Source organism: Paenibacillus sp. TSA_86.1 (assembly GCF_052691815.1).
Genome location: NZ_JBQZGE010000001.1, coordinates 480,824 through 503,377 on the forward strand (window position 1 = coordinate 480,824; position 22,554 = coordinate 503,377).

21 protein-coding genes and 1 riboswitch are annotated in these 22,554 nt (G+C 48.8%); of the genes, 17 read left to right on the top strand and 4 right to left on the bottom strand.

The features are described 5' to 3' along the window. The first annotated feature begins 26 nt into the window (after positions 1–26). The 5 genes from ACUTVW_RS02090 to ACUTVW_RS02110 all read left to right on the top strand — a co-directional run bounded on the left by ACUTVW_RS02090 (position 27) and on the right by ACUTVW_RS02110 (position 3,706). The gene (locus ACUTVW_RS02090) at positions 27–989 is read left to right on the top strand and encodes an RNA polymerase sigma factor (protein WP_445644247.1); all 963 of its coding nucleotides are present in this window, start codon (positions 27–29) and stop codon (positions 987–989) included. Then, positions 955–1,590 carry an ATP-dependent Clp endopeptidase proteolytic subunit ClpP gene (clpP, locus tag ACUTVW_RS02095; RefSeq protein WP_445644248.1) on the top strand — a complete coding sequence of 212 codons (636 nt, stop codon included), beginning with the start codon at positions 955–957 and terminating at the stop codon, positions 1,588–1,590. The genes ACUTVW_RS02090 and clpP overlap by 35 nt, the downstream gene beginning before the upstream one ends. 250 nt (positions 1,591–1,840) lie before the next feature. Further along, on the top strand, positions 1,841–2,215 hold the full coding sequence (locus ACUTVW_RS02100) for a GntR family transcriptional regulator (protein WP_445644249.1): 375 nt from the start codon (positions 1,841–1,843) through the stop codon (positions 2,213–2,215). 5 nt (positions 2,216–2,220) lie between these two features. Continuing rightward, positions 2,221–3,087, top strand: coding sequence for an ABC transporter ATP-binding protein (locus tag ACUTVW_RS02105; protein WP_445644250.1), 867 nt, complete (start codon positions 2,221–2,223; stop codon positions 3,085–3,087). Further along, positions 3,080–3,706 (top strand): ABC-2 transporter permease, encoded by a 627-nt coding sequence (locus ACUTVW_RS02110; RefSeq protein ID WP_445644251.1) that lies wholly within the window; start codon positions 3,080–3,082, stop codon positions 3,704–3,706. Before ACUTVW_RS02105 ends, ACUTVW_RS02110 begins: the two co-directional genes overlap by 8 nt. 347 nt (positions 3,707–4,053) lie before the next feature. On the opposite strand, the gene ACUTVW_RS02115 is transcribed toward ACUTVW_RS02110, so the two are convergent. After that, entirely contained in the window at positions 4,054–5,475 is a 1,422-nt protein-coding gene (locus ACUTVW_RS02115; protein ID WP_445644252.1) for an aminotransferase-like domain-containing protein, read from the bottom strand. A 119-nt stretch (positions 5,476–5,594) separates the two neighbouring features. Between ACUTVW_RS02115 and ACUTVW_RS02120 the strand changes: the two genes are divergently transcribed. Then, the gene (locus tag ACUTVW_RS02120) at positions 5,595–6,518 is read left to right on the top strand and encodes a DMT family transporter (RefSeq protein WP_445644253.1); all 924 of its coding nucleotides are present in this window, start codon (positions 5,595–5,597) and stop codon (positions 6,516–6,518) included. A 323-nt stretch (positions 6,519–6,841) separates the two neighbouring features. Here ACUTVW_RS02120 and ACUTVW_RS02125 read toward each other — a convergent pair whose 3' ends face one another. Further along, positions 6,842–7,645, bottom strand: a complete 804-nt coding sequence (locus tag ACUTVW_RS02125; RefSeq protein WP_445644254.1) for a Cof-type HAD-IIB family hydrolase — start codon at positions 7,643–7,645, stop codon at positions 6,842–6,844. A 287-nt stretch (positions 7,646–7,932) separates the two neighbouring features. After that, on the bottom strand, positions 7,933–8,937 hold the full coding sequence (locus ACUTVW_RS02130; RefSeq protein ID WP_434752400.1) for a lipoate--protein ligase: 1,005 nt from the start codon (positions 8,935–8,937) through the stop codon (positions 7,933–7,935). 259 nt (positions 8,938–9,196) lie between these two features. Here ACUTVW_RS02130 and cobD point away from each other — a divergent pair, with 259 nt between their 5' ends. From cobD to ACUTVW_RS02185, 11 genes are all read left to right on the top strand, one after another. Further along, positions 9,197–10,312, top strand: coding sequence for a threonine-phosphate decarboxylase CobD (cobD, locus tag ACUTVW_RS02135; RefSeq protein WP_445644255.1), 1,116 nt, complete (start codon positions 9,197–9,199; stop codon positions 10,310–10,312). Further along, entirely contained in the window at positions 10,309–11,094 is a 786-nt protein-coding gene (locus ACUTVW_RS02140; RefSeq protein WP_445644256.1) for an adenosylcobinamide amidohydrolase, read from the top strand. The genes cobD and ACUTVW_RS02140 overlap by 4 nt, the downstream gene beginning before the upstream one ends. A gap of 47 nt (positions 11,095–11,141) precedes the next feature. Continuing rightward, a complete protein-coding gene (gene cbiB / locus ACUTVW_RS02145; protein WP_445644962.1) occupies positions 11,142–12,122 on the top strand; it encodes an adenosylcobinamide-phosphate synthase CbiB in 981 nt (326 codons plus the stop codon). Next, positions 12,113–12,823 (top strand): histidine phosphatase family protein, encoded by a 711-nt coding sequence (locus ACUTVW_RS02150; protein ID WP_445644257.1) that lies wholly within the window; start codon positions 12,113–12,115, stop codon positions 12,821–12,823. The genes cbiB and ACUTVW_RS02150 overlap by 10 nt, the downstream gene beginning before the upstream one ends. 174 nt (positions 12,824–12,997) lie before the next feature. Continuing rightward, positions 12,998–13,134: riboswitch (cobalamin riboswitch) on the top strand. 245 nt (positions 13,135–13,379) lie between these two features. Beyond that, positions 13,380–14,372: an ABC transporter substrate-binding protein gene (locus ACUTVW_RS02155; protein WP_445644963.1), complete on the top strand. Its 993-nt coding sequence runs from the start codon at positions 13,380–13,382 to the stop codon at positions 14,370–14,372. Continuing rightward, entirely contained in the window at positions 14,369–15,415 is a 1,047-nt protein-coding gene (locus tag ACUTVW_RS02160; protein ID WP_445644258.1) for a FecCD family ABC transporter permease, read from the top strand. The genes ACUTVW_RS02155 and ACUTVW_RS02160 overlap by 4 nt, the downstream gene beginning before the upstream one ends. After that, positions 15,412–16,209, top strand: coding sequence for an ABC transporter ATP-binding protein (locus ACUTVW_RS02165; RefSeq protein ID WP_445644259.1), 798 nt, complete (start codon positions 15,412–15,414; stop codon positions 16,207–16,209). Before ACUTVW_RS02160 ends, ACUTVW_RS02165 begins: the two co-directional genes overlap by 4 nt. A gap of 46 nt (positions 16,210–16,255) precedes the next feature. Then, a complete protein-coding gene (gene cobT / locus ACUTVW_RS02170) occupies positions 16,256–17,311 on the top strand; it encodes a nicotinate-nucleotide--dimethylbenzimidazole phosphoribosyltransferase (RefSeq protein WP_445644260.1) in 1,056 nt (351 codons plus the stop codon). Next, the gene (cobU, locus tag ACUTVW_RS02175) at positions 17,308–17,868 is read left to right on the top strand and encodes a bifunctional adenosylcobinamide kinase/adenosylcobinamide-phosphate guanylyltransferase (RefSeq protein ID WP_445644261.1); all 561 of its coding nucleotides are present in this window, start codon (positions 17,308–17,310) and stop codon (positions 17,866–17,868) included. Before cobT ends, cobU begins: the two co-directional genes overlap by 4 nt. A 23-nt stretch (positions 17,869–17,891) precedes the next feature. After that, positions 17,892–18,764 (top strand): adenosylcobinamide-GDP ribazoletransferase, encoded by an 873-nt coding sequence (gene cobS, locus ACUTVW_RS02180; RefSeq protein WP_445644964.1) that lies wholly within the window; start codon positions 17,892–17,894, stop codon positions 18,762–18,764. Positions 18,765–18,879: 115 nt separating this feature from the next. Next, entirely contained in the window at positions 18,880–20,424 is a 1,545-nt protein-coding gene (locus ACUTVW_RS02185; protein ID WP_445644965.1) for a cobyric acid synthase, read from the top strand. Between the two features lie 217 nt (positions 20,425–20,641). Here ACUTVW_RS02185 and ACUTVW_RS02190 read toward each other — a convergent pair whose 3' ends face one another. Then, positions 20,642–22,342: a methyl-accepting chemotaxis protein gene (locus tag ACUTVW_RS02190; RefSeq protein ID WP_445644262.1), complete on the bottom strand. Its 1,701-nt coding sequence runs from the start codon at positions 22,340–22,342 to the stop codon at positions 20,642–20,644. Between the last annotated feature and the right edge of the window lie 212 nt (positions 22,343–22,554).

A 22,554-nucleotide genomic window follows, 5' to 3' on the forward strand; every position in this document is an offset into this window, starting at 1 on the left:
GGAACCAGCAAAGGGGGGCCCCCGAGATGGCCTTTGTGAAGTCCGTAGAATGTGAAGTCAACAAACTACAGTATGAGTGGAGTAACACGCGTAGTTACTACACGACAAATGATGTTAAAAATGCAGAAAAAACCAATGAAATTTACGGAACGATAGCCCTGCATGAAACAAATCTAGCTGACAGCACAAATGATGATAAGAAAAGTAAGCCCGACCCTACATTACACGATGTATTGCCTGATCTGATGGGTTCGCTCTATGCATATTGCATGTCACTGACCAAATCGGTGACGGAGACAGAGGATCTGGTACAGGAAACCTGTCTCAAGGGCTTATCATCTGCGGCAGTGCAACCTTCGGAAAGAACGGGAGCGTTTAACTGGGAGGCATATCTGATCCGTATTGCACGCAATACATGGATTGACGGAATTCGCAAGCAAGAGAAGCTACGCTCTATTCTGGGTGATATGAAACTTGTCATGTCCGAATTTACGGAAGAAGAATCATTTGAAGAGCTGGAGTCTGCGGTGCAGCTTCTCGTTCACACCTTGTCACCGTGGCAGCGAACGATCTATTTATTACGTGAAATCATGGGATATAAGGCGGCAGAGACAGCTGAGATGTTGAGTACAACGGAAGGTGCGGTAAAAGCGGCATTAAACCGTGCCCGCACAACCTTAAGCAAGGTGAGGTATCAATTTGAGCAAACCGGGATGGATGCTACGTTGGAACAAGGTGCGATGGAAGGTTGTACTCAGCTGGATCAAGAGCAACTCCGCAGCTATCTGAGGGCTTTTCGCCTGGGAGATACGGCGCGTCTTATTGATCTGTGCCTCAATCGCACGGATGATCCGATGGCTGTGGCAGGTACAATTCTACAGCAAACTCTGCCGTCTCCATCCATGCAGCCAGTGATGTACGGAAATGCCACTTACGGCATGAATTTGATGCCATATGGAGGCGGGTATACGGTCATCATGGCTGCCTAATGATAAGGAGGCAAAACATATGAACGTAGTACCTTATGTTGTGGAACAGACCGCTCGCGGTGAGCGGAGTTATGATATTTATTCACGTTTGCTGAAAGACCGCATCATTATGGTGTCGGGTGAGATTGAGGATCAGATGGCCAATGCCATCGTGGCTCAATTGTTATTTCTGACTGCAGAAGATCCGGATAAGGATATTCAGATGTATATTAACAGTCCGGGGGGATCGGTGACAGCAGGATTCTCGATCTATGATACGATGCAGTTTGTGAAGCCGGATGTGTCCACGATCTGCACAGGTATGGCGGCGAGCTTTGGAGCAATCTTGCTGGTAGGTGGAGCTAAAGGGAAACGGATGGCACTGCCCAATAGCGAAATTATGATTCATCAGCCCCTTGGCGGCACCCGGGGACAGGCAGCAGATATGTTGATCCATGCCAAGCGGATTATCGAGCACCGCCAGCGTCTGAATCAGTTGCTTGCAGACCACACGGGCCAGTCACTGGAGCGGATTGAAAAAGACTCGGATCGAGATTATTTCCTCACCGCAGCCGAAGCAGTGGAATACGGTCTGGTGGATAAGGTGATTACAGGCGCATAGCATGATCCGAGATGAAAGTGAAAAACTAGATAGACAGAAAAATGAATAAATCGAATACAAGCTGCTAGAGCAACATTTGCTCTAGTTCAGCGTTCCTTAAGGGATGACAGGAGACTGTTTTCCTTTTTTTGTGTTATAGAAGAGAAAAAAATGATTAAGGTGTTGACCTTAACCAAGCATAGTGTATATATTATATATATACACTATGCTTGGTTGTTTACATGAAGCAACGGCAATGAGGTGAAAGAATATGAATATACGGATATCCAACGCATCAAGCGACCCGATCTATATCCAGATTTTATCCCAGATCCGGCAGAGTATTCTGAACGGAGAGCTGGCAGCAGGAGATAGTCTGCCTTCAATTCGGCAGCTTGCGAAGGATTTACAAGTTAGCGTTATTACAACGAAGCGTGTATACGAAGAGTTGGAGAAGGAGCAACTGATTGATTCAGTCGTCGGTAAGGGGAGTTTTGTATCCGGTGCGAATCAGGATTTTATCCGAGAGAGACGTATGAAACAATTGGAAACGAAGATGCTTGAAGTTATTCAGGATAGCAAAGAACTAGGTATGAGCTCGCAGGATTTGATTCATCATCTTATTTTGCTGTTAGAGGAGGAATAATTACGATGAATGCTATAGAGTTGCGAAATGTTACGAAAGCTTACCCTTTATTCAAGGTGGATAACATATCCATGGATGTGAAACAGGGATTTATCACAGGGCTCATCGGCCCGAACGGAGCAGGAAAGAGCACGCTCATCAAGATGATTACGGGATTAATCCATCCCGATCAGGGAACATTGCGGACGCTGGGCAGCGAGATGCCGAGTGGTGAAGTGTATGTGAAGCAGCGACTCGGGGTTGTGTCGGATGAATGCTTTTATTATGAACATCTGACGATCCGGGAGATGGCACGTATGATTGCTCCTTTTTACACTCATTGGAATAAGGCCTTGTTTGAGAATTACTTGGAGCAGTTTGAATTGTCTCCCAAAAAGAAAATCAAGGATCTGTCTAAAGGTATGAAGATCAAGTTTTCGCTGGCTGTGGCCTTGTCGCATGAGGCCGATCTGCTCGTGATGGATGAACCGACATCCGGTCTCGATCCGGTATTCCGGCGGGAGTTGCTTGATCTGCTGGCTGGTATGATTCAGGACGAGACCAAATCCATCATTTTCTCCACACACATTACAACAGATCTGGAGCGTATCGCGGACTATATTGCGTTTGTGAACCGAGGCAAGCTGATATTTAATGAGGCAAAAGACGATGTGCTTGAACGATACACCATTGTCAAAGGAGATATGGAACTGTTGGATGCCGATACCCGGCGTCAGTTCGTTGGCATACGTGAAACAACGGTTGGTTTTGAAGCATTGTCGGATAACAAAGAAGAGGCGCAACGACTATTTGGAAGTGAGGCTCTTTTACACAGACCGGCCCTGGAAGACTTGATTTATTTCACGGCAAAAGGAGGACGTCAGCATGCTTAATCTGCTTCGCAAAGACGTTATTGCACTGAAAAGCTCCCTGTGGATCATTGCTCTGTATCTGATTGTTTTCTGCTGGGCGTTTATTCCGAAGAGTGAGATGTCCATGTACTTTGTGGGGATTTATACGGCTTTTGGTTCGACCATGCTAGCTACGATGATTGATATCAAAAACCATAATCATAACTTTCTGGTTACCCTTCCAGTGAGTCGTAAACAGATTGTACAAGCGAAATACCTGTCTACCATTCTGTATGCATTGTTTGGAGTCCTTACATCCTACGGAATTCACAAGCTGATTAACCTGAATTATCCCGAACTCAACAAACCTCATTACTCACTATTGGATATTATCATTTCTATGGGTATGGTGCTTGTGTTGATATCCATCTACATGCCGCTTTTCTATGCACTTAGCAAAAAGGGAGCAGGCATCATCAATACCATCTTTTTGGTCAGCTTAATTGTTTTGGCTCAGCCGGCTGCGTTTCTTCTCCATGTGGCAAGTGATAAAGGGCTGACTACGGCCCCGGTCATAACGGGAGCTTCCGTGGGCATTATAGTTCTGTTTCTCATGTCGTATCTTGTTACGATTCGTCTGTTTGAGAGAAAGGATCTGTAAGCGGAGGCAGGTCGAGCGCTAACGATCACAGATGACCCTATTTTCTGCTTTTCAGATGATTTGAAAATGTAACGATCTCAGGAGACGCTATTTTAGGTATTTTGATGGAAAATGGGCAAAATTCGCACGTTTTCATTGAAATAGCGTCACTGGTGATCGTTACATTTTTTTTGTGAAAAACACCTAAATAAGGCTTCTGATGATCGTTAGCGTCGGGATGAGGTGAACTTCGACTTGCCGAGGTTTAATTGACTCCTCAAACTTCGTATCCGGCTTGGATTCGGGTGTTCCTTCGTTTCTCTGTTGCTCTTACGAGTTATCTTCGTCGATCCCAAACTAACTTTGTCTTAACTTTTCGCCGTCAAGGTGATCAGTCTATCCATACCTTCCCGAATCTGCTGCTCCCGGACGTAGGAGAAGGAGAGGCGTAGCTTGCGACTGCCCGATGCGTGCGAGGGATCAAACACGGTGCCAGGTACAAAAGCAATGGAGTGCTCCATGCTTTGGTGCAGCAGTCTACCTGTGTCAATCCTCTCCGGAAGCTCGGCCCAGATGTTCAGACCACCCTCGGGGCGTGTCCACGTCCAGTCCGTCTCCAGTAAACACTGCTCCATCACTTCCATTCGCAGCTGAAGCGCGGTCCGCAGTTTGGACAGATGTTGATGCATGCGTTCCGATTGGAAATATCGAAGAAACAGCTTCTGATTCAGCAGCGGTGATCCGTTGTCAGTCAAAGCTTTGATCGCTTGTAGCCCTGGCATGAGATGTGGACGGCACATAATAGCTGCGATGCGCAACCCCGGAACTACGTATTTACTATAGCTGCGAATATACAACGTATGCCCGGAGGTATCGTAAGTGAAGATGGGCGCTGGCGGTTTCTCTTTAAAATAAATATCATACGTGCTGTCGTCCTCCACCAGATAACAGCCATATTGTTCAGCCAGTTCGGGCAGCTGTTTACGCTGCTCTACAGAAATGCTGATGCCCGTTGGGTTTTGAAACGTCGGTGTCATATAAAAGAGACGTGGCTTCTCTGTTTTCATCAGATGCTCAATCTGCTCCAGATCGTACCCCTCGGGATGGATGTCGGTAAAAACAAGCCGTGCGCCCTGTTTGCGGAAAATTTCCATGGCAGGTCCGTAAGTTGGTCGCTCAATCAGTACCCGATCTCCGGGTTTGACCAGTGCACGGGAGATGACATCAATCGCCTGTTGAGCACCGGATGTAATCAGCACTTCGTCAGAGGACAGGTAGAAGCGTTCCTTCGCCGTCAGATGACTTGCCAGACTGCTACGCAGTTCGAGATCACCTTGAATGGTTGAATAGGTGCCCAGTAGACGAGGGTATTGATCCAGCAGGTCGCGCATTAACTCACCCCAATAGCGGTTGGGCAGTAGTGCAGGATCGATCAATGATTTGGAAAACTGATATTCAGCTTCCAACGATTGCACTCGATCCAGTGTATCCCAATGGAGCCATGCCGACACCGATGGATCATCCGCCCGATCCGTAAGCGCTAGTGGTTTCGCTGGGCTGACGAAATAACCGGACTTGTCTTTGACATAGACAATCCCGCGCTGCTTTAAATCCTGATACGCTTTGAACACCGTAAGCCGATGTACGCCGAGCAGTTCGGACAGGCTTCGTACCGAAGGCAGTTTTTCCTGTTCAGCCCACTCACCTGCTTCGATCCGCACCATGAGATAATGGATGACTTGCTCATACCGTTTCATGCTGTTATCTGTCATCATTAACGTTTTGCCCACCCGATTCACGCTCCTTATGAACTCATTGTAACAGCTTATGAAGGAAAACTGTTCTGTTTTGTTCGTTCTGTTCTGTAGACCATGAGCTATGATGGAGAACAGATAAAGGAGTGGTTAACATGGTGGGGATTGCATTTACCGTAATGTGTCTCGTTTTTGGAACAACGTTTCTGGCGATTAAAATTGGAGTAGAGGCAGGCATGCCGCCTTTTCTATCAGCGGGGCTGCGCTTTCTGATCGCGGGAGCTTTAATGTTTGCATGGATGTGGATGAAGGGCAAAGTGAATCTGTCCCTATTGTTCCGCAAAGAAATGCTGATTACAGGTGCAGGTTTGACGTTTGCCACGTTTGCCACATTATACTGGGCGGAGCAACATGTCAGCTCAGGGGTTGGAGCAATTCTTTCGGCTACAGGGCCGCTAATGATTATGCTGATGCAAACGGCAGTGTTACGGCAGAAAACATCTTCGCGTATGATTATAGGCTGCCTGATTGGCTTTACAGGTGTGGTACTCGTCGTATTACCAGGAGTATCGCTCGGGGCGGGTTCACTATTTTTGTGGGGATGTATTGCTGTATTAGTGGGAGAAGTCTGCTATTCGGCAGGTACTTTATACTCCAAAAAGGTCATCCATCAGTTTAGCGAGATGAGTCCTGTTGCGATCAATGCGGTGCAGATGATGTATGGCGGTGCGTTGTTATTCATCCTGTCGGCGTTAACCGAGTCATGGAATATGTCGGCACTGGATGTACTGCCTGCGGTGTCCTCCGTGATCTATCTGACGGTCATCGGCTCGATGGTAGGACACAGTCTGTTCTATTGGATCATGTCACGCACGAATCCGCTGTTCCCGGCTACCTGGTTGTATATCTCTCCACCGATTGCGGTCGGACTTGGTGCGATAGTCTATGGGGAGCATGTTAGCTGGGTGACGTGGATCGGTGTGGGTCTGGTTATCTCGGGTCTGCTGGCTATGAATGAGAAGGTGAGCGGCTGGTTGAAGAAAAGAAAGGCAGAAACAGTGCTGGTACAAGGTTCCTAGAATACCAGGTGAATCTCCTCTATAGTATGATAGGAAAAAGTCTTTCTTTGAGGAGTCTTGTGTAGTTATGAGGAAAATCTTCCTGAATTTCGTAGCCAGTATGGTTCTTTCTATCTTGGTATTCATTCTTGTTTTATTTTTCGTTCATATATCAGATTCAACGAATATCATGGTTTCGGTTGGGATTACTATTTCATTACAACTCTCTTTCTTAACCGCAGTATTGCTTGCCAAAAATAAAAAGTAAACTAGAAAAAATAAAGCCCGGAACCACAATCATCGTGGTATCCGGACTTTATTTTTTCTGCACAACTGCTTATGTTTTACTCTGCATTCAGTACAAACTTCTCAATCACTTCTTTTACGCCGTCTTCATTGTTGCTCGCCGTAATGTAGTCTGCCAGATCTTTCAGCGCAGGGATGGCGTTGCCCATCGCTACACCGAGTCCAGCCACTTCCAGCATCTCGTGATCGTTCCATGAGTCACCGATGGCGATACATTCACTAAGCTGATGACCGAAATGGTCAGCCAAGAACGTTAGAGCATGGCCTTTGGTACCTTCTTTGTGCATAATTTCGAGGAAATACGGCTTGGACTTGGTGATGTGCACTTCAGATCCCAGCAGTTCACGAAGCTCAACAGCCACTTGATCCAGATAGTCTGGCTCGTCGATGATGAGCAGTTTTGGTGTTGGTTGTTCAATGACTTTGATAAAGTCGGATTCGATGTAATATTGTGTGCCGTTTAACTTGGCGTAATCGAGCAGTTTTTGATTTTCTTCACGAGCATACAGCTTGTCGTCGATGTACGTTTGCAGATGCAGGTTTTTCTCCAGGCAGTAGTCGAACAATTTACGTGAAGCCTCTTGAGGCACATAGCGCTCATAGAGTACTTTTTCGTCAAGCAGGTTTTTCACCAAAGCACCTTGATACGTAATGATCGGCACGTTCAGCTTGGTTTGACGTGCAAGTGCCTGTGCGGAAGCGTAAGCACGTCCTGTCGCGAGGGTTACTACTACTCCGTGTGCTACCGCTTGCTCCAAAGCCGTTTGCGTAGCGGGTGTAACTTCTTTGTTGTCGTTGATGAGGGTGTCGTCGATGTCGATAGCGATGAGTTTGTAAGTCATATGATGTTTCTCTCCTTTTTTATCTGGTTCTATATTTATTGAACGAAATAGTCTCACGCAAAAACTCCGATGACAGAATAACCTTTCAATCACTGTTATCCCCAGATTTTTTGAATCCTCTATGTAAGGGGAAAATCCGGTGATAAGCGTATGCTTCCGATGCAGCTTTCTTGCAGAAAGCTTTTAGGCGACCGCTTCGCTTTTCCAGGTTTTTTCTGTCCTCTCCGTTGCTGTGATTCTATTTCGTTCAAACAATCGATATCCATCTATATTTCGTATTTCCTTTGTTACTCCTCCAGAAAAACAAGGCCGATAAAGTCTTCCAGCTCCAGGTTGCCGAAGTAATGTTTTACATCCAGACCTTCCAGTGCGGAGCGCACTTCAGTCTCGTCATAACGCTTGCCACGCAGCATATCCTCGATATCTGCCACATCGCCAACCCCGAAGAAATCGCCGAAGATTTTGATATCTTCAATGCGTCCATCCTTGATGTTCATGCGCAGATCGATGATGCCAACCGGGAATTTGCGAGTGTGTTTCACATTGCTTTCCGGTGACAGACCGTAGTTCCAGTCCCAGTTGTTATAACGCTCGGCAGAGATTTCTTTGATTTTGTCCCAGTCTTTCTCGGTCAGCTTGTACTGAGGAACGTCCTGCGGCTCCATGCGGAAGATATGACGTAACAGCTCATCACGGAACTCTTCAATCGTCAGATTGCTGTCAATCAGATCACGAATGTTGGCCACCCGGCTACGAACCGATTTGGTGCTTTTGGATTTGAATTTCTCCGGATTCACATTCAGGGATGCCTGAACATGCTCCAGATTCAGATCAAACATCAAAGTGCCGTGACTGAACATGCGACCACGGGTAGCAAATTGGGCGTTGCCCGAAATTTTCTTTTCGCCGACTTGGAGATCATTACGCCCGGTCAACTCGGCATTAACACCAAGCTCGTGCAGGGCTTCAACCACAGGCTGGGTGAATTTGCGGAAGTTATGGAAGGATTGACCGTCATCCGCCGTAATGAAACTGAAGTTCAGGTTGCCCAGATCATGATACACCGCGCCGCCCCCGGAAAGACGACGAACCACTTGTACACCGTTATCCTGAACGTACTCGATATTAATTTCTTCAATGGTATTTTGGTGTTTACCGATAATGATCGACGGACGGTTGATGTAAAACAATAGATAGCTATCATCTTCCATCGGCAGATGCTTCAGAATGTACTCCTCAATTGCAAGGTTTACAGAAGGATCTGTAATGCCCTGGTTATCTACAAACAGCATGGTCATTCCTCCATTAATGTATGTGAGAGGCGTGAAGCCTCCTATGTAGCGATACTTGTATCCTTGATTCAGAAACAGAATCTCTGAAATTCCTCTTCTATTGTAAACGAATTGTCGTTGGGACACAAAGAAAACACGTTGATGCCATTTATTTTGATACAACTCTTACAGGCGGATGAATTCAAAAACAATACAGGATTGACCCATCCCTCCTATGCCATCCATAATAAAAAGAACAGACAGAGAGGATGACGGAAGAATGACAGGTAATATTGAAGTGTTCGGACATGGCGGAGATGTGGAGACAGCGGCTTCGCGGTTTGGAGGCCATGCGGCGGATTTCCTCGATTACAGCGCCAATATTAACCCGTTAGGACCGCCCAAAGAGGTGCTCGAAGCTTTACAGCAAGGTCTGCGTTCGGTGCTTCGTTATCCTGATCCGGGTCATCGGGAATTCAAAGCACTGCTGAGCGAACATTTGGGGGTAACACAAGAGCAAATTTCCGTAGGCAATGGCGCGGCTGAAAGTATGGCATTGATTCTGCTGGCACTTGGTCCGCGCAAGGTTGGAACAGTGGAACCAGGTTTCTCGGAATATCGCGCTTTGGCACAGCAATTCGGTGCAGAGATCATACATACTACAGGTCGGGAAGAGTTGAATTGGCAGGCGAGACCCGAAGATATCGAACAGTTGATGGAAAAGGTAGATTTGCTTTTTCTCGGACAGCCAAACAATCCAAATGGGGTGCAATATCCGGCGGAGGTGCTTCACAGGTTGGCTCGCAAAGCCGAAGCAACGAATACGGTGCTCGTTATGGACGAGGCCTTTATTGATTTTATTCCAGCGGCCCAGCGTCAGTCTCTTGCTCCGCATTTGCATAAATACCCGCATGTGATCATCATCCGTTCAATGACCAAGTTTTATGCGATTCCAGGTCTGCGACTTGGATACGCCATGGGCAGCGCGAAATATATACGGGCCATGACAGAAAAACAGGTTACCTGGAGTGTGAACGGATTAGCACTCATCGCAGGAGAAGCTTGTCTGCGCAGCGGTGAACGTTTCGAACAGGATACGATATCGCAAATTACGCTTGAACGGACACGATTAATTACGGCGCTGGAGGCACATCGATATAGCGTGACGCCGGGTGAAGCGAATTTTATTCTGGCGTGTGTGCCAGAACCCTGGACGGCAGCTTCCATGCAGGAAGCTTTGGGGCGACAGAGGATTCTAATTCGCAACTGTTCGATGTATCCCGGCCTTGATGCAGGGCATGTACGCTTCGCGGTGAAAGGGGCAGAAGCCAACGACAGGTTGCTTGAAGTGCTGGGAAGTGTGCTTGAACGAAAAGAGGGAGGGAAGCGGTCATGACACTCCCGTTTTATAACTATTTTACATATGGAAAAATAGAAGAGAATATCTATGCGTCTTCTTCCTGGCCGGGGCTGCATATATCTGCTCATGAACGGCATATCAAAGCTCAGAGCGCAGATCCTGCTCTTGCGCTGTCCAGCGCGGTTTATGGCGGCGGGATGCTCGCATTGAACCGCGTCTTTAACATCTATGTGGACAAACACTACCGTTGTGATGATCCGCGACGTGATATCGCGGAGGCGTTGAGGGACTGGCAAGAGCCAGCAGATCAATGTGCCGGATTATTAACTGCGGTCAGGCTGGAGCATACCTCCATTGAGGAATATACAAGTCCGGAATTTGGGCTATTGTGCTGTACGACTGCGGGTGTATCGAATGCTGCAAGGGCAGGTTCGGAGAGAACCGTTTTTGATGTGCATGGGAAAAAAGAAAAGCCGCCATATATCCCTGGCACGATTAATATCATGCTCTGGTTTAATGGACAGATGACCCCAGGGGCAATGGTCAATGCGGTACAGACGGCAGTGGAGGCCAAAGCCGCAGCACTTGCGGATGCAGGTATTGCTGATTCGGAGAACGGACTTCCTGCCACAGGCACAACAACCGATGCGATTGTGCTCGCTGTAGGTCAACCTACTGCAGATGATAGCCAGCCGCTTCACACCTACACGGGGACAGCAACAGTTTTGGGTGCGGCTATTGGCAGACTGGTATATGATACGGTGACAGAAAGCCTTGAAGCTGGACTGCAATGGAAAGAGAGGATCGGGCAGCAATGATGACATTGGAATTGGAACCGTTATGGGCATCATCGTTCTGGGTCGGCATGGCGGGAGCCTGGATCATCATTCTCGCGTATATATTAGACCGATGCATCGGAGACCCGCGCTGGATTCCGCATCCGGTCATTGGTATGGGGAAAGGCATCTCGGCACTGGAGCGTGTGATCCGGGCGCGAGTGAACACGGATGCGAGTTTGAAAAAAGCCGGAGTCCTGTTCCCCTTCTTGATCGCAGGGGGTTCTTTTGCTGTCACTTGGGGGATTCTGCTTCTGCTTGGTATGATCCATCCGATCTTAGCGATCGCAGCCGAAATCATTCTTATCGCGACGACGATTGCGTCCAAAGGCCTGCGTGATGCAGGTATGGAAGTATACCGCCACTTGAAGCAGCAGGATTGGCCTGCCGCACGGCATTCACTCGGTATGATTGTTGGACGGGATACGGCACATCTGGACGAGCCTGAGGTCGTTCGGGGGACAGTGGAGACGGTTGCGGAAAATATTGTGGATGCCATTGTATCCCCTCTATTCTATGCCCTCATTGGTGGTGCTCCGCTGGCTATGGCCTACCGTGCTGTCAACACGCTGGATTCCATGGTTGGTTATAAAAACGACAAATATCTGCATCTCGGCTGGGCCTCTGCCCGGCTAGATGATTGGGCGAACTGGATTCCTGCGCGCATTACTGCTGCGCTGTTAGTTCTAGGCGCGTGGGTGTTGAAGATGGATGCCAGAGGTGCAGCGCGAATGGTTGCCCGGGACGCGAGATTGCATCCCAGCCCGAATAGTGGTTTTCCCGAATCGGCAGTAGCTGGAGCGCTCGGCATTCGGCTGGGCGGCCATAATGTGTATCATGGTGTTTCTTCGTTTCGTGCTTATATGGGCGAGGCTGCACGGCCGATGGGGGCTGAAGATATTGTGCAAACGACACGGCTGATGTTCTGGTCGGCTGGAGCCTTTGTAGTGTTTTGTTTCTTGGTGACCTTGGGTGTGTGGCTGGCAGGAGGGGCACTGTTATGGCAATAAAGATAGGACACGAGCAACGAGAGTCAGAACCGGATAAATCACAACAGGATAGATCGCAACACGGTGGCCTGCAGCGTAGCATTGTGCTGATTCGTCATGGAACAACCCGGTGGAATGTGGAAAAAAAATATCTGGGGCATACCGACATCGGTCTGCTGCCTGATGCACAAGAAGAGCTCGCTTCGCTACGTCAGCAGTGCCGCGACCTCACTTGGGACGATGTGTATTGCAGCGATCTGCTTCGCTGCCGACAGACGCTGGCACAGATTGCGCCGCAGGTTGCCGAGCAGACGAAGTTTGATGCGCGCCTGCGCGAGAATGATTTTGGACTGTGGGAAGGCATGACTTACGAGCAACTGAAAAACAACCTTCAGTATCGGAACTGGATTGATCATCCACAGGAGGTTACACCACCTGAAGGTGAAACGTGGCAGGCATTTGCGGGACGGATCGATTCTTTTCTGCAAGATCATATGGGGTCGGAGGGGGAGTTTTCACAAAGAATTTCATGTGGAAATTCATACAGGACACTAATCGTAACACATGGCGGAGTTATCCGTTATATGTTATCCAGGCTCATCGATGGCGTAAAGTTCTGGGATACACATGTAATCCCCGGACAAGCCATTCAGGTTGATATGGAAAAGCAGGGAGAACACTGGCTTGGCAGACGAGTAAATTTTCCACCTGTCGGGTTGTAAGGTGATGCAATATACCCTATAATCACAACAGAAGTGTGACTCCCGTACGGACATATGTTGTGTGATGGCTTATGATGTCTGAGCTGACGTGATTCGTGCGAAGAACACTGCGACTAGTTTGATCTGAGTTAACCATCTATAACGACCAAGGGTCCCGAGTGCAATGCAGTTGCTCATGATGAGCAAGGACAAGCTTCACTATGCGCACAAGGGTAAAATGGGGAAGCTGGTGCAAATCCGGCACGGTCCCGCCACTGTGAAACAGGAGCAATCCTGTAAGTCAGATTACCAGCCCTGGACGTACAAGCCGATGTTCCTTCGAGGAAAGGACAACGTTTCGGGCTATTTCTATGTGCATGAACAGCTATCTTGCTGCACATGTACAGATGGCCATATGCGAGACGTCATCCCTGATCCTTGTTTAAGGATGAGGGATTTTTCTTGTTGTACACGATGTGATGGAGTCATCTTATACACGTATAACGGAGAGTGGCATCGTGTATATAACAAAAGCAACAACAATAGTACAGATAGAGAAGGGGAGAATGAATCAATGATGAAGAACTGGAAATCACTGGCATCCTTGCTGAGCGCAGCGATGCTTGCACTCGCGCTGGCTGGATGCGGTAATGCCGCAACAAAAGAAGGAGCGGGTAGCTCAAAGCAACCTGCACAGGAGCAGTCTCAGGAACAGACGCAAACGGATCTCAAAACCCAATATCCACTGACGATTACGGATGCAACGGGTGAGTCTTTCACTTTTGAAAAGGCACCAACCAAAATTGTCTCGGTATCTCCGGCTGAAACGGAGTCTTTGTTTGCTCTCGGACTGGACAAAGAGATCGTAGGTGTGTCTGATTATGACGATTATCCGGAAGCGGCAAAAACAAAAGCGAAAATGGGCGGTATTACCAAGCCGAATGAAGAATCCATTATCGCAGCAAATGCGGATATTGTATTCACAGGTATTTCAATGAGCGAGGATGCGGTGAAAAAGTTACGAGATCTGGGCATTACTATTTTCAAAACGGATCCTAAATCCATCGACGATGTCATGAAAAATATCGAAACATTTGGTAAAATTACTGATCATCAGGAGCAGGCACAAAAGCTGGTTACACAGATGAAGCAGGATGTAACAGATGTAACTGAAGCAGTGAAAACCGTAAAACCAGAGGACAAGAAAAAAGTATACATCGAGTTCTCCCCAGGCTGGACGGTAGGTAAAGGTGAGTTCATGGATGAACTGATCAATGTAGCCGGGGGTACCAATATTGCTGCTGACAAAGAAGGCTGGTATGAAATTAACGAAGAAAATGTCATTGCCTCCAACCCGGATGTTATTCTGTACGCAAACGATGTTGTAGACGAGAATTCCAAAACGCTGGATCAGATCATCAAGTCGCGTAGCGGCTGGGATCAAATTACAGCGGTGAAAAACAATGCTGTGATTGGATTGGATGCCAACTTATTGAGCCGTCCAGGACCACGTGTAACCCAAGGGTTGAAAGAAGTAGCCAAAGCGATCTATCCTGTCCTGTTCAAATGAGCAGAAAACTGATCCTGCTCGGAACGATGGGCATGGCGCTGCTGGTGCTTACCGTGCTCATCTGCACGGGCATTGGTTCAGTAGCGCTGCCGATCCGGGACATCGCAGGCATTCTCATTCACAAAATGCCATGGGTGGGTGAGTGGATCACACCCGACTGGAGCAAGGCGGCCGAACAGATTATCTGGAAAGTGCGCTTCCCGCGTGTCTTGTTGGCCGTGCTTGTCGGTGCTTCGCTAGCGATTGCAGGTGCAGGTTTTCAAGGTGTGCTGCGCAATCCGCTCGCTGATCCATTTACACTGGGGGTCTCCTCAGGAGCTTCGGTGGGAGCGGCATTCCTGATTTTCTTTGGACTGCAGTATGCGCTGATTGGCATATGGACGCTGCCGCTGGTTGCTTTTTTGACCGGGATCGTTACGTTATGGTTTGTATTGTCGCTGGCTCGTGAAGGGCGTAAAATACCAACGCATAGCCTGATTCTGGCAGGTGTGGTCATGCAAAGTTTCCTGGGTGCAGTTGTTTCCTTTCTGTCAACGATGTCCAAGCAGACGATTAATGAAATTATATACTGGACGATGGGAAGTCTGGCACTACGCGGGTGGTCGTATACGGCCATCCTTTTCCCGTATTTCCTGCTTGGACTAATCTTTCTGTGGAGTAGAGCGCGTTCACTAAATGTTCTGGCACTGGGTGAACGTCAGGCAGCACATATCGGTGTGGGTGTGGACAGACTCAAGCTATCCGTGCTTGCTGTGGGTACACTGCTCACCGCAGGGGCTGTCTCCGTTTCGGGTGTCATCGGTTTTGTTGGCCTAGTTATTCCGCATATTTTACGGTTACTTGTAGGGCCGGACTACCGACTATTGTTGCCTCTGTCTGCAATAGGTGGAGCGATTTTTATGGTATGGGCAGACACGATTGCCCGCTCCTTGCTCGCACCAACGGAAATTCCGCTGGGTGTCGTGACCGCTTTTGTCGGCGCTCCGTTTTTCGCCTACTTGCTCCACCGAAACAAAAAGCTGCAGAGGGGGATGATGCCGTGAGTGGTGCAACAGTGCTGGTATCTGTTACTGAAGCTGGCAAAACCTATGGTGATCATCGCGCCTTACAGTCTATCGACTGGCAAGTTAACGAAGGAGACTGGTGGGGTGTCGTCGGTCCGAATGGAAGTGGTAAGTCGACATTGCTCCAGCTTATAGCAGGAACGGAATCATTAAGTGAAGGTCAGATCAGCATCGAGGGTCGTGATATCGGATCATACAGCCGTAAGGATCTGTCACGGATGATCGCGGTTTTGCAGCAAGATGGTTTGCCTGCGATCTCCTATCCTGTCCGAGATGTTGTCGAAATGGGACGATACCCCTACCAGAACTGGTTGGGCCGGGAATCGGCGGATGGAGCCCTTGTGGTCGACAGAGTGCTTGATGAGTTGGGACTCATGGAACTGGCAGACCGGCCGCTCGATTCCCTGAGTGGTGGACAACGGCAGCGTGTAGCTCTCGCCAAGGTGATGGCACAGGAGCCGCGTCTGTTACTGCTGGATGAACCAACGACATTTCTTGATATCAAATATCAATTGCAATTTATGGAGTTACTGGCTGCATGGCAGCAGAAGAGCAAGATTACGATTGTAGCGGTGCTGCATGATCTCAATCTGGCTGCATTGTTTTGCGATCATATTTTGGCTTTGCGAGAAGGCTGTGTAGCAGGCAAGGGTACACCTCACAGCTTAATGACGGAAGAGCAGATTCATGAGGTTTTTCGTGTTACACCTGCGATGGTGCCCCATCCGGATCATGCCGTTCCTCAACTGCTGCTGCGGCGGGACAAGTATTGAATGAAGCGGGAGAACCCCCTATTTTGACGAAGGAAGTGCGAGTGGTATGAAGAATGAACAGGTGTTGGGACAATTATTGAACAAGATTACGGCTCCTGACCAAAATATTGCTGCGGCAACGTCTGCCCATGTGGATATACTGACGAAGCCACCCGGCAGTCTCGGTAAATTGGAAGACCTGGTGATTCGACTGGCAGGCATGACAGGCAACGCACGTCCACGCTTTGATCGCAGAGCTGTTATCGTAATGGCTGCGGATCATGGCGTGGTGGCAGAAGGGATAAGCGCTTTTCCAGCCGAGGTTACACCTCAGATGGTCATGAATTTTCTGGCTGGAGGTGCAGCAGTCAATGTACTTGCTCGTCATGCCAGAGCAGAAGTGATCTGTGTTGATATCGGCGTGAATGCTGACCTTGAACATGCAGACCTGCTCTCCCGCAACATTCGCAAAGGTACTGCCAATATGGCCCAAGAAGCGGCGATGACTCGGGATGAGGCGATTCAGGCTATTTTAGTAGGCGTGGACGTGGTTACTGCGGAGGTGGCCAAAGGAACACAATTGTTTGTCACCGGAGAGATGGGGATTGGTAACACCACGGCCAGTGCTGCAGTAATGAGTGCGCTCACCGGAGTTGAACCCACGGCTGCGGTGGGACGAGGAACAGGTTTGGATGATGCAGGGGTGCTTCGCAAGGCTGCTGTCATAAGTCAGGCTCTGAGTGTAAACACCCCAGACCCCGAAGATGCGCTGGATGTGCTATGCAAGGTAGGTGGACTGGAGATTGCCGGACTTACCGGTGTTATTCTTGCAGCCTCGGTCCATCGATGTCCGGTTGTTGTTGATGGCTTCATCTCTACAGCTGCGGCTTTGATCGCGAGACAACTGGCACCGCAAAGTACAGCTTATATGATCGCTTCCCATACTTCACATGAGAATGGCCATGCGGCTCTGTTGCGTGAACTTGATATGAAACCGATGTTGGATCTGGACATGCGTCTGGGCGAGGGAACAGGCGGAGTGCTCAGTCTGCATCTGATTGATGCGGCGTGTTTGCTTTTGAATGAGATGGCAACCTTTGCAAGTGCGGGTGTGTCCCGATGAGTGTATTAGTTACCGGCGGGGCGCGTAGCGGTAAAAGTTCATTTGCCGAGCGACTCTGTATGCAGCGTTCCTCAGAGGCTTGGTATGTCGCAACAGCCCAGGCGTATGATGACGAGATGCGTGAACGCATTGCCATGCACCAGAAGCAGCGCGAAGAATCGGGTTACCTGTGGCGCACGATGGAAGAACCGCTGGCTCTGTCTGCTCTGATCAACCGAATGGGTGAAGGGCATAGCGGGACTTCCGCACCTACAATCCTTGTGGACTGTCTGACGCTCTGGCTAACGAATGTTTTGCTGGCCCATGAGCATGACGAAAGTCATGTGTTACAAGGTCATCTGGATGCGCTGGTTGAAGCGATTCGATCCTATCCCGGTTTACTTGTGCTGGTTACCAATGAAGTAGGGGACGGCATTGTACCGGAGTATAAGCTTGGCCGCGTTTACCGTGATCTGGCAGGCGTGCTCAATCAGCGGATTGCAGCGATTTGCCGTGAAGTGTTTCTTGTGACAGTGGGCATTGCGATTGAATTAAAAAGTAAGGAGTATCACTTATGAAGGATGGCTCAGCGGGCTCAGCCGTGCCGCAGCGGAAACACGCGGCAGCAGCGGCCTTTCAGTTTCTGTCCCGATTCCCTGTGAAAATGCAGCTCGATTTTGTGCCGCGATTGCTGCGCGAAAGTGTGGTGTATTATCCCCTTGTCGGCGCTGCAATCGGTCTATTCGTCTGGCTTGTCGGTGCCCTGAGCGGTGCCCTGCTTCCGGCTTTTCCCGCAGCGGTTCTGACCTTGACCGTATGGGTCTGGCTTACCGGGGGATTACATCTCGATGGGTGGATGGATACAGCGGATGGCCTGCTCAGTCACCGTAACCGTGAGCGAATGCTGGAGATCATGAAGGACAGCCGCGTGGGAGCCATGGGTGTCATTGCCTGTGTGCTGTTGTTAATGATGAAGGCGTCACTGATCGCGGACTTCGTTGCTCGCGGCAACTGGGTATACGGTGCGCTGCTGGTTCTGCCCATGATCTGGAGCCGATGGTTTATGGTCTATGCCATGTCAGCTTGGCCTAATGCGCGCGGGGAGGATGGCCTTGCCGTTTTATTCAAAGGTCTGGGAGAGCGGAAGGAAGTTCAGCGGGCACGCAGCGCTGCCATCGGACTGACGTTGATCGCAGGAGTTGTGACCATTGCTGCCGTGTGGCTGTTTAAGCCCGATATGGTAATTGCCGATGCCATAGTCAGCGGGTTTGGATCACTCCCGTGGTGGCTGTATCCTGTAACGGCAGTTATTATACTGCCTGCGGCTTGTTATTTAATCGGGCGATTCGTCGCTACACGGATCAGTGCACGGCTCGGAGGTCTCACTGGAGATACATATGGTGCCATGAATGAGCTATTGGAAGTGGCTTTGTTGATCGTGTTAAGCGTGCTTCAAGGGCTGTTTTGGTTGTAGATGTATGCTGTTGGGGATTTTTGTATGATAGTTTCGTTACACAGTAAGTTCATCTTACGGAAGACTGGGGTGATGAAGCGTGGAAGATCAGGTCAAACAACCAGCGGCTGTACTCATGCTGCAAGGAACGGCTTCCGACGTAGGTAAAAGTGTCATTACAACAGCACTGTGCCGGATTTTCAAGCAAGATGGCTTCAAACCCGCCCCGTTCAAGTCACAGAATATGGCGCTGAATTCTTATGTCACGGAAGACGGCAAGGAGATTGGGCGGGCGCAGGGTGCGCAGGCCGAAGCCTGCGGCATTGAAGCAACGACCGATATGAATCCGATTCTAATCAAACCCGTGCGAGATATGCATTCACAGATTGTGGTGCATGGTGTACCTTTTGCCCAGATGAGTGCTTCGGATTATCGTCAGCATTTCTTACCTGAAGCGAAACAGACTGTAATGGACGCATTAAATCGGCTGCGCGACACTTACGACATCGTATTGATGGAGGGTGCAGGCAGTCCGGCTGAGATTAATCTGAAAGATCGGGATATTGTGAACATGAATCTGGCGGGCTGGGCTGATGCACCGGTGATTCTGATCTCGGACATTGACCGCGGCGGTGTATTTGCCTCGATTGTTGGTACGCTGGAACTGCTGGAGCCGCATGAAGTAGCACGTGTAAAAGGGTTCATTATCAACAAGTTCAGAGGCGATCTCTCTCTGCTGCAGCCTGGACTGGACTGGCTTGAAGAACGGACAGGCATCCCTGTCCTGGGCGTGCTGCCATACATAAGAGATATTCAGATTGAAGCAGAAGATTCGGTGGTGCTGGATTCCCTGCGATATGGAAAAAAGGAACATACAGAACTGGATATCGCCGTAATCCGTTATCCACGCATTGCTAACTTCACGGACTTTGATACGTTGTCCCGTGAACCGGACGTGAATGTGCGTTACGTGACTTCACCGGAGGAGCTGGGTAACCCGGATGCCATTATTTTACCCGGCACAAAGGATACGATCGGTGATCTGTTATTTCTCCGGGAGTCTGGATTGGAACAAGCGATTAATCATCAGATCAGACTTGAGCATGTGCAGCTTGTAGGCATATGTGGTGGGTATCAGATGTTGGGACAACACTTGCTTGATCCATATGCAGTTGAAGCACATCAGGCCCAAGAAGCCTTAGGGCTTGGCAGACTGCCGTTGTCGACAACGTTTCTCCAGCATAAACAGACCGTCAGAGCTTCGGGAAGCGTACAGCCTGCACATCCCATCCGGCTGCATGGCGGAAAAGACGCTAAACCTTTCACAGTACCTGTTAACGGTTATGAAATTCATATGGGTGTAACGGAATGTCATGAACCTGAACAGGTAACCGCCTTGTTTGAAATCGCTCATGCTGGTGGATCAGCCTTCCTGGAAGGCTGGGGCACGACAGACGGTAAAGTGTGGGGGACGTATCTGCATGGTCTGTTTGAGAGCGACCCATTCCGGCGTTCCTGGCTGAACGGTCTGCGGGAGTCAAAAGGATTAATATCGCTGGAGGAAACCTACAATGCACAGGAGGGCAAGGAAATGGAATTTGATCGGGTAGCTGCGTCACTCCGCTCGTCACTGGATATGAAGCGAGTGTATGAGATCACAGGTGTGAGACAGCCTGAATAATGGATTCGCGGACTTTATACGATCATGATTGAAGTAGATTATCTGGAAAGTTAGGCTGAATGAGTCATAGGCACAAAACACCCCCATGATGGGCAACTCGTTCATTCTGAACGAAATTGCTATTATGGGGGTGTTTGTTTATTCGAGGAATCACACTGTTTAGTTTAGCTCATGCAGGGTTAAAGATATTTGTTCGTTATGGATGATGCGTAATCGTTTAGTCGATCTTAAATTTCTTCATAGCGGTTTGTAGTTCAACGGCTTGTTCATGCAGATGACGCACCGTGTTAGAATGAGAGTCCATCTCACCCAGTTGCATGTCTGCGGTAGCTGCAATCTGCTCCATGTTCTCACGGGACTTGGATGTAATCTGTGCTGTTTCTTCCACCGAAGCACTGACTTCTTCTGCGCCTGCAGAAACCTGTTGTGTGGAGGAAGAGACGGTTTGAATCGTGAGATTCACATTCTGGATCAATTCATTCAGCTGTTTGAAGGCTGAGCCAGCCTGCTGTACGACGACTGTGCCTGAACCGATCTCTTCCGTTACCCGGTTCATCGCACTCACGGAGCGTTCCGCATCTTCACGGATTGTACCGAGATAATCTGAGATTTCTTCGGTCGCCGTCTTGGATTGTTCCGCCAGTTTACGGACTTCTCCAGCGACAACGGCGAATCCACGTCCGTGTTCACCAGCACGGGCAGCTTCAATGGAAGCGTTAAGGGATAGCATATTAATCTGTCTCGTAATTTCAAAAATAGAACCGAGAATCGTACCGATTGCAATGGAGCGTTCATTCATCGTTTCAATGTAACGCAGCGATTCGCTGGCCGTCTGTCCGACACGTTCCATCTGATCCACTGCATTCTGAGCCAGTTGATTACCGTTAAGCGCCTCGCTTGCAGCTTCATTGATCTGTTCGGATACTTCTGCAGCAGAAGTGGCGATATGCATAATTCCCTGCGTGATCTCTTCCATGGCTCTGGCGTTCTCAGATGCACTGGAAGCAATGCTGACGCTGCCCTTACCGGCTTCTTCTGCAGCCTGGCTAGAGTTCTGTACCATACCGGACATCGATTGGACACGCTCAAGCAAGTCATTCGAACCCACAACCACTTCATTGGAGGTAGAGAGGGCGCGGCTGATCATTTCTTTGAGATTATGTGTCATCGTCTGGAAGCTGAAGGCCAGTTGGGCGATTTCATCCCTGCCCTTAAACTGAAGCTCAGCCGTCAGATCACCTTGGGAGATTCGTTTGCTATGTTCTACGAGTGCAATGATCGGTTTGGTTACTCTTTTGATCATATTAGTAGAAATGAGCCAGCCAAGGACAAACACCAATGCGGTAATACCCAGGCACAACCAGAAAATCTGAGCAATTTTATCCTGGACAAACTTGGCATCCATACTGACGGCCATAAGCATATTGCTTCCGGCAATCGGTATATAAGCGGCTTTATGTATTCCGTAAGAATCAGAGAAAACAGGGCTGATAACCACTTGTTTCTTCTCGCTTGCTTCGATCATTGCAGGTTCTACATCCATGGGGTCCCCGGCTTTAAACTTGGAGTCGATGTTAGCTACAACAATGTTTGCTTTACCATCCTGCACAGCAACGACGTATGCAGCATTCAGGCTGTGTTCCTTGGATTGATCTGCCAGATAGGAACCTACCGTCGTAGCTGCACCTTCAGCGCCTGCTCCGCCGCCTTGGATCTGCAATATCTGGGATGAGGATGTATTTTTGTAAATATCCTGAATGGACGTATTCAAAACCTTGTCGAACTGAGGAAGCACGTAACTTTGAATAATATTCATCGATACTGCATAAAAACTGATACTGAACAACAGGGAAGCAACCAGCAACACAAGGAATAGCGTCCCCCTGATTTTGCCGGCAACGGTTCGTTTGCGAAACATAGAATCATCCTTTCACGTCATCTTGAAAAACATTGTCCCTTATTCAGTTATCTTATGGCCTTCTTACTAACGAATAAAGACCTATTTTTCGTATTTGTATAACCTTGGAATAAGCGGATATACCTATTTTACAAAATTAACCGAAGGTTGAATAGAAGGATTTTCATAAAACTGCATAAAAATTTTCATGATTTATGAATCCATAACATGTT

Excerpts from the sequence above, each read along its gene's own strand:
- ACUTVW_RS02090 (WP_445644247.1), top strand. The coding sequence starts at position 27 with ATGGCCTTTGTGAAGTCCGTAGAATGTGAAGTCAACAAACTACAGTAT.
- clpP (WP_445644248.1), top strand. The coding sequence starts at position 955 with ATGGAGGCGGGTATACGGTCATCATGGCTGCCTAATGATAAGGAGGCA.
- ACUTVW_RS02100 (WP_445644249.1), top strand. The coding sequence starts at position 1,841 with ATGAATATACGGATATCCAACGCATCAAGCGACCCGATCTATATCCAG.
- ACUTVW_RS02105 (WP_445644250.1), top strand. The coding sequence starts at position 2,221 with ATGAATGCTATAGAGTTGCGAAATGTTACGAAAGCTTACCCTTTATTC.
- ACUTVW_RS02110 (WP_445644251.1), top strand. The coding sequence starts at position 3,080 with ATGCTTAATCTGCTTCGCAAAGACGTTATTGCACTGAAAAGCTCCCTG.
- ACUTVW_RS02120 (WP_445644253.1), top strand. The coding sequence starts at position 5,595 with ATGGTGGGGATTGCATTTACCGTAATGTGTCTCGTTTTTGGAACAACG.
- ACUTVW_RS02125 (WP_445644254.1), bottom strand. The coding sequence starts at position 7,645 with ATGACTTACAAACTCATCGCTATCGACATCGACGACACCCTCATCAAC.
- ACUTVW_RS02130 (WP_434752400.1), bottom strand. The coding sequence starts at position 8,937 with ATGCTGTTTGTAGATAACCAGGGCATTACAGATCCTTCTGTAAACCTT.
- cobD (WP_445644255.1), top strand. The coding sequence starts at position 9,197 with ATGACAGGTAATATTGAAGTGTTCGGACATGGCGGAGATGTGGAGACA.
- ACUTVW_RS02140 (WP_445644256.1), top strand. The coding sequence starts at position 10,309 with ATGACACTCCCGTTTTATAACTATTTTACATATGGAAAAATAGAAGAG.
- cbiB (WP_445644962.1), top strand. The coding sequence starts at position 11,142 with ATGGCGGGAGCCTGGATCATCATTCTCGCGTATATATTAGACCGATGC.
- ACUTVW_RS02150 (WP_445644257.1), top strand. The coding sequence starts at position 12,113 with ATGGCAATAAAGATAGGACACGAGCAACGAGAGTCAGAACCGGATAAA.
- ACUTVW_RS02155 (WP_445644963.1), top strand. The coding sequence starts at position 13,380 with ATGAAGAACTGGAAATCACTGGCATCCTTGCTGAGCGCAGCGATGCTT.
- ACUTVW_RS02160 (WP_445644258.1), top strand. The coding sequence starts at position 14,369 with ATGAGCAGAAAACTGATCCTGCTCGGAACGATGGGCATGGCGCTGCTG.
- cobT (WP_445644260.1), top strand. The coding sequence starts at position 16,256 with ATGAAGAATGAACAGGTGTTGGGACAATTATTGAACAAGATTACGGCT.
- cobU (WP_445644261.1), top strand. The coding sequence starts at position 17,308 with ATGAGTGTATTAGTTACCGGCGGGGCGCGTAGCGGTAAAAGTTCATTT.
- ACUTVW_RS02185 (WP_445644965.1), top strand. The coding sequence starts at position 18,880 with ATGCTGCAAGGAACGGCTTCCGACGTAGGTAAAAGTGTCATTACAACA.
- ACUTVW_RS02190 (WP_445644262.1), bottom strand. The coding sequence starts at position 22,342 with ATGTTTCGCAAACGAACCGTTGCCGGCAAAATCAGGGGGACGCTATTC.